The organism is Thalassospira sp. CH_XMU1420-2, from assembly GCF_037029325.1.
GTDB lineage: Bacteria > Pseudomonadota > Alphaproteobacteria > Rhodospirillales > Thalassospiraceae > Thalassospira > Thalassospira povalilytica.
Window position 1 is genome coordinate 60,044 of the sequence record NZ_JAYMEG010000008.1, and the last position, 12,249, is coordinate 72,292.

Below are 12,249 nucleotides of genomic sequence, written 5' to 3' on the forward strand. Positions count from 1 at the left end.
ACCTATAGTCGTTTTGTGCTTGGGGAGGGGGCGTGAGATTATTTGATCGCATCCAGGGACAGATGAATGACGCAGTCAAAAAAGGATATTGCCGGGGATCTTAAGCGGGCAATGTCAGCAGCCGACTTTGATACGGCTGCCAAAATTGGTGCCCGTATTTTACGGCTGCATCCAAGACGTACTGATATCGAGATTATGACTGCTGTCAGCGAGTTGCAGGGGAAAAATCCTGCGTCTGCGGGTCCGCGTCTTCGCAAACTGTTTCGCACTGTCCCGACCAATGACAGACTGTTCACGGCTGTCGCCCAGAATCTGCTGCAATATTCATATATTACAAGTGACTTTGGTTCATTCGAGTCGGTCCTTGAGGAGCGCCTTCGCGCTGCACCAAAGGACGGATTTCTGGCCTTTTTGCTTGCCGATGTCCTGTTTCGCGCAGAGTCACATGTCAGTCCCGGAAAATGCGTTGCACCTAAACTTTCGCGTGCTGTTTCGGTGCTTAAAACCGTTGGGGAAAGCAGTTCCCACTTCAACGATGCGCAGACATTAATGGCGCGTATTCATTTGCATCAGGAAGATCACGCACAGGCTTTTGCGGTTCTGGAAAAGGCGGTTGCGCGGCAACCTGGCAATCTTGAATTGCGGGTCGTTCTGGCATCAAGCTACGCCATGGCAGGCGAGGTCGAGCAGGCGGTATCAACCAGCCTGTCGATTATCAATGATCGTCCCGGATATTCAGCCCAGCCTTATATGGTCATCTCCTTCATGCGGCCCCAGGCCATGCCCGAAGATGCTGTCAAACATCTTGAGGCGATCCTTCAGAACCCCAAATCAGACAGTTCTGAAAAATACAAGGCCGCCTATGCCCTGGCCAAGATCGCCGAAACCGAAGGCGATATGGAACGGGCCTTTGCCTATTACGGCAAGGGACATGCTGCCAACCGCGCCGCCCGCCCGTTTGATATGGAACGCGAATTGCGCGAAATGAAGACGCTCGAAGACATGGCGCGCCAGGCCGCCGCAACGGATATGTCATCGGGCGATGTGATGGCACTTGATGCCAAGGGCCCCAAACCGATCTTTATCGTCGGCATGCCGCGATCGGGAACGACGTTGACCGAACGCATTCTTGGTGCGCATCCCGATGTGTATGCGGCCGGTGAAATCGGTGATTTTGCCAAGGCGGTCAATGATGTCGTTGGCAAAGGGCGAATTTCCGAACAGTTGTCGCGTATTGATGACAAGGCCGCGCGCAAGATCAGAAGCCAGTATCTGGAAGCAATGCGTGCCTATGCCCCGGAAAAACGGTTTGTCACCAACAAGACACCGGCCAATTTCGTACGCCTTGAAATGATCCGCCGGGTATTTCCCGACGCACCGATCATTCATACCCATCGTCATCCGCTGGCAACCTGTTTGTCGGTTTACACGACGCCCTTTGCCATCCCGATGCGCTATTCCGATGATCTTGGCGAACTGGCCGATTACTATCGCGCCTATGTCGGGCTGATGAATGTGTTCTTTGAAACAGACCGCAACGGCATGCTTTATGATCTGTCTTATGAGGATCTGGTGGCCAATCCGGACGTTGTCGCAAAGGATTACCTGGCGCATTGCGGGTTGGACTGGCATCCGGAATGTCTTGAATTTTACAAGACCGATCACACGGCCACCACGGCAAGTATGATCCAGGTCCGTCGGCCGATTTTCAAGGACTCGCTTGGGAAATGGCAACGGTTTGAACCCTATATCGGCCCGTTGGCGACGCTTGTTTCCGATGCAGACGAGACAAAGGTCAAGACAGCACAGAAATCGTCACGCAACGCGGTTGCTGCGTGACGTTGCTGCGTGACGTGGCTGGGGCTTCGGGTTAGAAGGTATTCATAGCAAAAAATACCGACAGATCCGGAGCGCCCAAATGACCCTGTCCATTCCAAAGGCCGAATTGCATCTGCATCTTGAAGGGGCCCTGACGCCTGCGCTGGTGCGTAGCTTTGCCAAGCGCAACAATCTGACCCTGCCTGATGACATCTATGATGAACAGGATCGTTATATCTGGGACGATTTTCCGGAATTCCTCAAAAGCTTTGACAAGGCCAGTGCAGCCATCCGCACCAAGCAGGATTATTCGGACCTGACCCACTTTTACCTGACCGAACAGGCAAAGGTTGGCGCGCTTTATGTCGAGCTTTTCTGTTCACCAACCCATGCCGCTGATTGTGGTCTTTCCTATGACGAACATCTCGAAGCGGTGGTCGATGGCATTGACCGTGCCGAAAAGGAAACCGGGATTATCGGCCGGATCATCATGACCTGTGTGCGCCATGTCGGTGGCGATATCGCGGTCAAGGTCGCGCGCGAAACAGCAGATTGCGGGCATCCCTATATTGTCGGGTTCGGCATGGGCGGGAATGAAAGCATGTTTTCGCAAGAAACTTTTTATCCGGCCTTCAAGATCGCGGCGGATGCGGGGTTGGGCTGCACCACCCATGCTGGCGAGGTACAGGGACCGCAAAGCGTCTGGGATGCGATTGACAAACTGCCGGTAACCCGTATCGGCCATGGCGTGCGGTCGATCGAAGACCCGAAACTGGTCGAAACATTGGCAAAGCGCGGAATTGTTCTGGAAGTCTGTCCGGGTTCAAACATTTCACTGTCGGTCTATCCGGATTATGCATCCCATCCGCTGCGCAAATTCCATGATTCCGGGGTGAAAGTCACATTGGGATCGGATGATCCGCCTTTCTTCCACACCAGTCTGGCCGAGGAATATCAGCGTGCCAAGGATGTGTTCGGTTTCAGTGATGCCGAATTGCTGGGGGTAACGCGCACCGCGATCGAAGCGGGTTTTGTTGATGATGCGACCAAGGCAAAATTGCTGGCCAAACTCTAGGCCCGGTTTTTATGCAAAAAACAAAAGAGCGCCCGGTGTGATTGCCGGGCGCTCTTTTGTTTTATGGGGGAGGGCTTTACCAGGGCGTTTTGCCCAGAAGCTTTTCACCAAGCGGGGTCAGTTCCGCCCGTTCATAGCGGGTCTGTTCCCAATTGCGCGGATCACCGGGAAAGGCATAACCGCGCGCAGGCAACCGTTCAGACCAGCTTTTAACCCGCCAGTCGACAAGATCCTGTTCCTCGGGTGTGGCTGGCGCCATGGAAATATATTGCGCGATGCGGGCCTGATCGGACCGGTTGGCGCGAATGCCGTGGGCGAGCAGGCTGTTGAAAATCACAAGATCCCCGGCCTTCATGGCAATGCGTTTGGGTGTATAGGGCACCGTATCCATATCCGGGCGGAACGGATCACGATCCGCAGGGGCGGTTTTGCGCCATTCTTCGAAATTCGCAAACAGATCGGGCACGCACTGGAACCCGCCCATGTCATCGGTGGTATCAACCAGTGACAGCACACCTTGCACATTGATCGGCAGCGGATCGGCACTGGTATCGGCATCCCAGTGAATGAAACCGTCAAAGGCACGCGTGCCCTTGTTGGGCGTATTGAGGTTGGCACGATCAATCGAGACCCAAAGGTCGGTACGATCCCAGATATCGACAAAGGCGTCATAGACCCGCTGGGTCTGGCGGTTATCCCAAAGGGTCTGGTGGTTGTAAATCTCGACCATGCCGGAATTGTTCAATTCCTTCATCGCATTGTCGCGCATTTGCGGGCGGCCCCAGCTTTCCGGATCGTTGGGGTCCATTTCTTCGAATTCCCACAAAAGATCGACGGTCGCCTTGACCTGTTCGGCGGGGACTGCGTTTGGAACAACCACATATCCATATGTCTGCCAATGGGCAAAATCGTCTTCGGACAGGACGCGTAACGGAAGTTTCTTTTTCAGATCGCGCAGCTGTGTACCGCTGACTTCCTTGGTGGATGCATTTCCCGGACGGTCACTGTTCGGGGCCATGGTGGGCGTCATGGTCGGGGCATTGGCAAGCATGGACATGATGTTCCTCCGTCATCCTGTTTTGATCTGGAAAAATTAAAACAGGATGACAGGCACCTGCACACTGACAGGGCGGACAAAGAATGATACTATTTGGCCAAATTAATCCAAATTATGTTCCGTAAAGGCATGGTTGCGATCTGATGAAGCTTTTGTTCGAACATGTTCAGATTGCCCCGGACCGATCTTGGAAGGGCCTGTATCGCAATCTTCTGGCGATCCCGTTTGAATGGCATTTTCATCCGGAATATGAACTGACATTAACGCTTGGAAGTCACGGGCAGCGTTATGTCGGTGATCATATCGGCTCTTATGGCGATGATGATCTGGTGCTGTTGGGGCCCAATCTTCCGCATACTTGGCATTCCGCAAACGCCCAGCCGCCATCGGCCAGTCACGGCGAATTGCGTGCCCACGAAGCCGCCCTGCAGGTTGCGGGCACAACAAAGGGACATCAGGCCTTTGTTTTCTGGTTTACGGCCGACTGGATCAATACCGTTTGCAAAACCATGCCCGAACTGGCCGGGCTTGAAACCGCATTGCGGCTGTCGCGTCGCGGTGTTCAGTTCGATGCGGCAACGGCCCGAAAAGTCGCGGCATTTGCCCCGGTCTTTGAACAAGGCACACCGGCAGATCAGCTTGTCATGTTGATCGACGTGCTTCGGACATTGCTTGATGCGAGTGACCTGATACCGCTGGCATCTGATCGTTTCGATGCGGCAATTCCCGATCATGATGATGCCAGCCGCCTTGGCAGGGTTCTTGATTTGCTGCATGGCAGTTATTTCGAACCGGTCAGTAGTGCCTGGATCGCGCGCAATGCCGGCATGAGCGAACGCACATTGCGCCGATTTTTCCAGCGCCATATGGGATCCACCATTCAGGATTATCTGATGGGGTTGCGGCTGGGCCGTGCGGCAAGCTTGCTGTTATCGTCAGATATGCCGATCTATCGTGTTGCCGAAGAAGCCGGTTTTCAAAACCTGTCGCATTTTAACCGCCAATTCCGTCGTCACCGCGGAATGCCACCAAGCAGCTTTCGCAAATCACGGTTCGAAGGCATCCCGACCCCCGCCGCGCAAACCCGCCATTCAAAGGCCAGATAGCCTGATGGCTTGTCGGGCGGAAACAGGCGGAATTAGGCGGAATCAGGCCCCGTAAAGGTCCATATGCCGGTCAAAGGCCGCCCAGAACTGATCACGATACAGATCGCGTTCCTGCAAGATTTCATGGCGGGCTTCGGGGATTTCCCGGATCGTTACATTCGGGAAATGGCCAAGCAGATCTTGTGTCGTCCGGTTTGAAACGACCTGATCATTGCCTGCCAGAATGATGGTCATTGGCGGAAGTTTCTGCGCCATGTCGGGCTGTGCCAGGCGGTCGGCTGCTTCTGATTGTGCCCTAAAACAGGCATCAAGCCATCCCGCCGATGTGCCGCCAACCACCAAATCGGGCGCGGCTTGCAGGATCGTGCGGTTAAGGTCATGGCGGTGCGGATCAGATGTCAGGATGTTTTCCGGATCAAATTCTGCAAGCGGGCTGAGGTTTCGTTGCCCGGGCAGATATTGTTTGTCAAAACCATATCGGCACAAGCTGCCCGACAGGATCTGGGCGGCAATCGAAAACCATCGCGGACCGCCAAGCCCGAAGAACGGCGCAATCATCACGACACTTTTCCAAAGATCAGGCTGATCAAGCAACATCACCATCGCCACCAGCCCGCCGGTTGAATGGGTCATGACGGTGTCACAGGTAATGCCGTGCTGATGTTTGATGTGATCAATGACGTGACGGGTATCGGCCCCATAATGCGCAACATCACGCACATATCCCATCATCGGGTCCGGGGTGGCGCGTGAAGACCCGCCATGTCCGCGAAAATCGAATGTCACGGAGCCGTATCCGCGCCGGGCCAGATCGTTCGCCGTCTCGCGGTAGCGTTCAACGAATTCACCGCGCCCCTGAAGAATAAGAACATGCCCGCGAGTATCGGGCGGGGTCATGATGGCGATGCGCAACCGCACGCCATCAGGGGCGGTGAAGTGATCAATGGTAAAATCCATCAGATCGGAAGATGTGCTTTTGCCGGGACGTGATTGCACGGTCATTGCGCAGCAGGCTGTTTGTTTACACCAAGCGATGCCGCAACAAAGATTGCCATCTTGTCCATCATGGCGTTGAAATCAGGATTAAACGTGCCCCGGCGCAGGGTCCCGGGGGTTGCCGATTTCAACAGATTGCGTTCGCCATAAACTGTATCCGTCCCGGACTGGCAGGATGCAAGTTCGTCGGGATCATCATAATGGCCGCAATCAAGTACCGCACCATCAAGACCGTAAACCGGGTTTTCCGGGCTCATGGTAATGGCGGTATGGGCGTGATTGATGGTTCGCATGTCGTCATTGGCGGATTTCACGATATCGATGTCATCACATTGGGGATGTTCATCAACAGTATTGATTTCGCCCTGATACCAGATCATCTGGCGGATCGGGCTTTGGACCTTGTTGCAGAAATAGTCCACGGCGGCCAGCGGGTTGACGGTCTGGTCATCGGAACTGATGGCAACAAAAACCGGAACGTTCGAAGCCGGGATCGATGCATCGCGATACGGCGCGGTCAAAAGATGAAACTCGGCTGCTGCATTCATTGCCATGGACCCGTATTTTCCGGGATCATTTTCAGATCCCTGACCGACCCATTTTTTGACATACCGGACATAGGGTGTCAGCCATGCCATATCGCTTTTGGCCGCAAGCCCCGGGGACAGCATGATCATGGCACTGATGCGCGGATCATTGCTGCGCGCGGCGATATCACGCCCGATCAGGGTGGCCCCGGTTGAATAGCCGATCGCGATGATATGTTCGATATCCTTGTCAAAGGCCGTCATGCCGTAATTCACGGTATCCAGCCAATCCTGATAACTGACATCGATCAGATCACCGGGCGCCGTGCCATGGCCGGGCAACAGCACGCCGTTAAAGGTGGCGCACGGGAAGTCCCGGCGCAGCTGATCGCGCACATCACTTAGCCAATAGGGGCTGTCTGTCAGGCCGTGAACAGCCAGAAAACCGACCTTTTCACCATGGGCAAGTCCGCGGCCGGCCGTCAGACAGGCGGCCTCGTCCGCCCCAAGGGAATAGGGGCTTCGCATATCGACAACCTGATCAATATCGAACGGACCAAACGGGTTTGCTTCGGCCTCGAAACGGGCCGATATGACATCGCGAAGCTGCTTGCGCGTTGCGGCGACATATTCATCAAAGGCCAAACCGTTGGCCGGGCTTGTGACGGCATTGCCGGACGGCTCATATTGCCCGAACGCCTGCGTGCCAATGCCGATTGCCATGACAGCACCCAGGGCAAGTGACGTGATGCCGGTCCGTATCGTTTGTGGTTTGACCATGGGGTGGCTCCGTATCGGTTGGCGCAATCAATTGTAATCGATATCGTTTCAGGCAGAACGCGATGTTAACCCGTCTGGTGGCCGGGTGCGAACAACAAAAAAGCGGCCCGTATCCAGACCGCTTTTTCTAAGTCATCATCGTGACCTGTTTGGGGCAGAAAGTCAGATGCCCGTTATTCAATGACTTCCCAGCTATGGGTGATTTCGGCGGCCTTGGACAGCATGATCGATGCCGAGCAGTATTTTTCTGCCGAAAGTTCAACCGCGCGTCCGACCTTGGTTTCATTAAGGTTCTCACCCTTGACCTTGAAATGCAGGTGGATTTTGGTGAAGACCTTGGGATCGGTTTCGGCGCGTTCTGCCTTGACGTCGGTTTCAACATCAAGAACGTTTTCGCGGCCTTTTTTCAGGATGTGAACAACGTCAATCGACGAACAGCCGCCAATCCCCAGAAGCAGCATTTCCATCGGGCTCGGTCCAAAGCCGTTATCCTTGTCCCCGTCCATGACAACGCCATGACCGGTGCCGCTGGTGCCGGTGAAGGTAAGGTTCTCAAGCCACTTGACGCGTGCTTCCATGATAGAATTCCTGTGTTTGAAAAATCATTGTCCCATCCTCTAGCGCGGTTATCGCGCGCCTGCAAGTTGCGATCCCGACAGACGGGATGCAAAATGGCCGATGGCGGACTTCGGGTAGCAAACTGTTATAGGTGTTTTTACTTTCCCGCGTAATACTGTCCCATGAATTCAGACCCTTATGATGTAGGAGTAAAGGGCATGTCACAGGATACAAACCGCAGCAAAAGCCGTTTTATGATGGGCATGGAACATGTCCTGCGTGAAATCAATCACGAAATCATCAGCCCGGCCATACCTGACATGTCGGTGGAAAACGCGGTGCCGCTTATGATTACGGTTGCCCGGTTGCGCGCCGATTATCTGAAATATGCGTTCAAGCTCAGTGCTGATCGCACCGACCAGCACCCGACCGAGGAAGAGCTTAAAAAGCTCAGACATTTGCGCGAAACCTATCAGGAAATGCTGGCGGCGGCGCGTGAACTCGAACATTGCATTGATCGCGGCTATATCGATCTGCCCATTCCGACGAAATAATCTGCAACGACAAGGCCGTAAGGCATTCTTCTGGCCGCAAGAAAAATAATGACTTATCCTCAAGTATATGCAATGGGTGTTGCTTATATAAAGAAAGACCGGTCAAAAAAGGTCTGAGCTGGGACATCTATATAACATAGCCGAGGGAGCACGTCGTTTTGCGGCGTGCGGGGTGTCTTGTCAGTTAGTGTGGATGTGGTGGCAACAGCAGCGTTGTCACGTGATAGTCTTGTTTTTCTTGATAAGGGCGATCTGAAAATCGTTCATGTCAATCCGGCCGCCGAGAAACAGCTCGCTGCGGCGAAAACTGTTTTGCGTGCCGGAACCGAAATCAAACAGTTTCTTGCCTTCCTTGCCAAGAAGGGCGAATTCTCCGACGGGGATTCGGTCGGATCGGTTCGCCACGCGCTGGGCGCGATTTCATCTGGCGGGCGCGCGGATCTGCCGGGATTTCGGCTCGAAAAGACGGTGTTTTCCTGGCATTGCGACACCGGGCCCGGCAATACGATTGCCCTTGTGCTGCGTGATGGTGGCAAGGCCCAGGAACTGGCGCGTGCATTGGCAGACCACAAAATCTTTATCCAGCATCTGATCGATGTGTTGCCGACCCCGGTTTACCTTAAAAACCTCGAAAGCGTTGTGACGCGCTGTAACGGTGCCTTTGCGGAACTGTTTGATCTTCAGGTCACCGACGTTATCGGCAAAAAGCTTGTCGAAGTGGCGCCAAAAGACCTAGCCAAGACCATTACCGATCACGAAAAGGCATTGCTGGTCAAAGAAGGCCAGGTGCGTGATGAAATCACATTCGCGCTTGGCGATGACAACCGGACGGCTTTGTTTGCCGCATCAAGCCTTAAGGGGCCAAGTGGCAGCATTGCCGGCACCATCGGATCCTTGATTGATGTCACCAGCCTGAAAAAGGCGCAGGCCGAAGTCGCCGAAGCAGCCCAGCGCCTGACCGGGCTTCTGGAAAGTGCACCGATCGGTGTCGGCATTTCCAGCCGGGAAACCGGGGTGTTCCAGTTTTTCAACAGCACCTTTGCCAACATGCTCGACATCAAGGACGAGAAACAACCGACCGATGCGATTTTGCTGTCGGACCGTTATCGCCAGCAGTCGCTGAGCGATATGGATATGCTTGGCGAATTGCATGATGTCGAAATCCGGTTGCGCCGCCCGAACATGTCCGAGGCCAAATGGCTCAAGACATCGCTGGAACCGCTGTCGTTCGAAGGCGAGGAATCGGTTCTGTGGTGGACCAGTGACATCACCAAACAAAAACACGCGGCACGCGAACTGCAAAACAAGGCCAATAATGATGAACTGACCGGCTTGGCCAACCGGGCGCGTTTCATGCAAAAAATTGATCAGTGTGAAACCGTGCTGCGCGGCACCAACACCCCGGCCGCCATGTTCATTCTTGATCTTGACGGGTTCAAGAAACTCAATGACGAGAAGGGGCATGCTGCGGGGGACTGGCTTCTGAGCGAGACCTCCAAACGGTTGAAACGCGCAGCGCGCCGGGCCGAAGAAGTTGCGCGTCTTGGTGGTGATGAATTCACCATGCTGTTCATCAACAAGGGCGGTGAAAAGGAAATGATCGAGATGGCCGATGCCATCTTGTCGGAACTCAATCAGCCCTTCGTCTGGAAAGGCGAAGATTGCGGTGTGACCGCATCAATCGGTTTTGCGGTCTTTGATGGCGGCAGCAGCGACATGAACGAACAACTGCGCCGTGCCGACAAGGCAATGCATCAGGCCAAGGCATTGGGCAAGGCACGCCATTGCCTTTATACCCCCGATCTTGAACCGGAGCTGCATCAGGACTGACATCGATATCAGACCGCCAAAAGGCCAGCGTCAGCTGGCCTTTTTTGTATCGGTGTCGCGCGGGTTGCCCTGTTCATCAAGGCCCAGTGTTTCAAGTAACGGACCCAGATGTTTCGCATAGGGCTGCCAGCCCTTCAGGCTGGTGCGATAGATCGGTTTGCGGACTTGCAGGGCGCTGTGTGTGCGGACCTGACGTTCGTTCTGATGGAAATTGAGACAAGCATCATCCCAAGGCAGGCCAACGAATTCGATCAGTCGGCGGGCTTCTGTTTCAAGATTGTCGACGACATTTTCGTAATCGACTTCGATCAACCGGTCCGATGGCAAAACATCGCGCCAGTGATCCATAAACCGTTCATAGGTATTGTAATAATGCCCAAGGTCGCGCTGGTCATAGGCAAAGTTCTGCACACCGCCAAACCGGCGATTGTAGATCGAAAAGCATGATGCCACCGGATGACGCCGGCAATGGATGATCCGGGTGTTTGGCAACATCAGTGCCAGCATCCCGGCCCGCGTGAAGTTTGATGGCAGCTTGTCGACGATCCTGCGGATGGTGGCGGTGCCGTTATCGCTGCTGCCGGACTGGATGCGCGTGATCCGGCCCAGTGTTTCCTTGCGGTATGCCTGACCAAGTATACGGATGAAGTCATCATCGTATTTCATGACATCTTCGCGTGCGGCCCCGTTTTTGACCTTATGCTCGATCAGGGCGTGATGGTGATAGACCATGGTATCCAGCTCGCCCGCGCCGAATACATCGGGGTGTGAGCTCAGGATCTGCTCGGTCAGGGTCGTGCCCGAACGGGGCATGCCGACAATGAAAACATGCTGGGGTTCGTCGGCATCGTTACGAACCGGACCAAGATGGGCAAACCGTTCGGCCGGAAACCGGTCACGAACATGATCAAGCATGTCTTCGATCGCAGCGGGGGTGTAATTGATGGTTTGGCGTTTGGTCCGGTTGGCTTCGGCAAGCGCCTTCATCGCGGCATCGACATTTTTGGCTTCCATTTCGACCTTGCCGATCGAAAACAGCAGCATTTCCTGTTCGTTTACCGGCATCGATTGATAGCGGCCCGACTGATAGATATCGTAAATGACGGCACGTGCCGGGTGGTCTTCGGGTACGCGTGTCGCCAGGGTTAGGCAATGCCATGCCCGCACATTATGGGGTTCCTGGGACAGGACAATTTCAAACAATGCGCAGGCTTCGGCGACATTGCCCAATTCCTTCTGACATTCGCCAATACTGATGCGGATATCATTGATCGCCTTGGCATCGGCATTGGCCTGTGCACATTTCAATGCCTTGCCCAGATGTTGCAGGGCGGCTTCGATGTCATCAAGCGACAGCAACACAACCCCCATGGCACTCCAGGCAGTCCAGTCATTCGGCGCAAGCGCAATGGCACGTTTAAGATGGGGAATGGCATTGCGGGTGCCCATGCCGCGGGCTTCAAGAAGCCCCAGCTGCAAGTGAACTTTCCCGTCAAGCGCAAAGCGTTTTACCGCGGCATTCAGAACGGTTTTGGCTTGTGCCTCATACCCGGCATTGGCCAGAACGGCCGAAAGGTCGGTGAAATAGACGGGCTTGGGCGATGCGCAGTTGCATGCGCGCTCAAGACTGCGGACCGCGTCGGATACCTGACCGCTTTCATTGCAAATCAGCCCGTTGATCTGCAACAGATCACCATTGTCGGGATAATCATTCAGTAGCTTGCCGCACAGCTTGCGGGCCGCGCGTCGATGCCCGGAACTCCATTGCGTCCGGATTTCAGAAAGCCCGGTTGCCAGTTTATGCGCCGGTACCGACGACGTCGTCCCGCGATTGTCCGGCAAAGACGTGCTGTTTTTGGGCGGTATGGCCGGTTGCAGGCGAAGTTTGGCCCGCAAATGGGCGGCATTTGGTGCTGTTGTGCTTTGATCGTCACTCATGGCCGACATC

Annotated in this window: 10 protein-coding genes; 5 read left to right on the top strand and 5 right to left on the bottom strand. The window is 54.6% G+C overall.

The annotated features are described in order from the left end of the window. Positions 1 to 66: 66 nt before the first annotated feature. Together WA429_RS19765 and WA429_RS19770 are read left to right on the top strand one after the other, a co-directional pair. On the top strand, positions 67 to 1,839 hold the full coding sequence (locus tag WA429_RS19765) for a tetratricopeptide repeat-containing sulfotransferase family protein (protein WP_287466370.1): 1,773 nt from the start codon (positions 67 to 69) through the stop codon (positions 1,837 to 1,839). A gap of 79 nt (positions 1,840 to 1,918) precedes the next feature. After that, entirely contained in the window at positions 1,919 to 2,893 is a 975-nt protein-coding gene (locus WA429_RS19770; protein ID WP_228196531.1) for an adenosine deaminase, read from the top strand. A 76-nt stretch (positions 2,894 to 2,969) separates the two neighbouring features. Here WA429_RS19770 and WA429_RS19775 read toward each other — a convergent pair whose 3' ends face one another. Beyond that, positions 2,970 to 3,950, bottom strand: coding sequence for a phytanoyl-CoA dioxygenase family protein (locus tag WA429_RS19775; RefSeq protein WP_287466371.1), 981 nt, complete (start codon positions 3,948 to 3,950; stop codon positions 2,970 to 2,972). Positions 3,951 to 4,093: 143 nt separating this feature from the next. Between WA429_RS19775 and WA429_RS19780 the strand changes: the two genes are divergently transcribed. Continuing rightward, positions 4,094 to 5,056: an AraC family transcriptional regulator gene (locus WA429_RS19780; protein WP_287466372.1), complete on the top strand. Its 963-nt coding sequence runs from the start codon at positions 4,094 to 4,096 to the stop codon at positions 5,054 to 5,056. A 42-nt stretch (positions 5,057 to 5,098) separates the two neighbouring features. Here the strand turns inward: WA429_RS19780 and WA429_RS19785 are convergent, their stop codons facing one another. The 3 genes from WA429_RS19785 to WA429_RS19795 all read right to left on the bottom strand — a co-directional run bounded on the left by WA429_RS19785 (position 5,099) and on the right by WA429_RS19795 (position 7,937). Next, the gene (locus WA429_RS19785) at positions 5,099 to 6,058 is read right to left on the bottom strand and encodes an alpha/beta hydrolase (protein ID WP_287466373.1); all 960 of its coding nucleotides are present in this window, start codon (positions 6,056 to 6,058) and stop codon (positions 5,099 to 5,101) included. After that, positions 6,055 to 7,359 (bottom strand): alpha/beta hydrolase, encoded by a 1,305-nt coding sequence (locus WA429_RS19790; protein ID WP_287466374.1) that lies wholly within the window; start codon positions 7,357 to 7,359, stop codon positions 6,055 to 6,057. Before WA429_RS19790 ends, WA429_RS19785 begins: the two co-directional genes overlap by 4 nt. Before the next feature lie 173 nt (positions 7,360 to 7,532). Then, complete coding sequence (locus tag WA429_RS19795) at positions 7,533 to 7,937, bottom strand: OsmC family protein (RefSeq protein WP_068518502.1); 405 nt, start codon at positions 7,935 to 7,937, stop codon at positions 7,533 to 7,535. 198 nt (positions 7,938 to 8,135) lie between these two features. Here WA429_RS19795 and WA429_RS19800 point away from each other — a divergent pair, with 198 nt between their 5' ends. Then, positions 8,136 to 8,471: a hypothetical protein gene (locus WA429_RS19800; protein ID WP_068518501.1), complete on the top strand. Its 336-nt coding sequence runs from the start codon at positions 8,136 to 8,138 to the stop codon at positions 8,469 to 8,471. 177 nt (positions 8,472 to 8,648) lie between these two features. After that, the gene (locus tag WA429_RS19805) at positions 8,649 to 10,301 is read left to right on the top strand and encodes a diguanylate cyclase domain-containing protein (RefSeq protein ID WP_287466375.1); all 1,653 of its coding nucleotides are present in this window, start codon (positions 8,649 to 8,651) and stop codon (positions 10,299 to 10,301) included. Positions 10,302 to 10,331: 30 nt separating this feature from the next. Here WA429_RS19805 and WA429_RS19810 read toward each other — a convergent pair whose 3' ends face one another. Beyond that, a complete protein-coding gene (locus WA429_RS19810; RefSeq protein ID WP_287466376.1) occupies positions 10,332 to 12,239 on the bottom strand; it encodes a tetratricopeptide repeat-containing sulfotransferase family protein in 1,908 nt (635 codons plus the stop codon). Between the last annotated feature and the right edge of the window lie 10 nt (positions 12,240 to 12,249).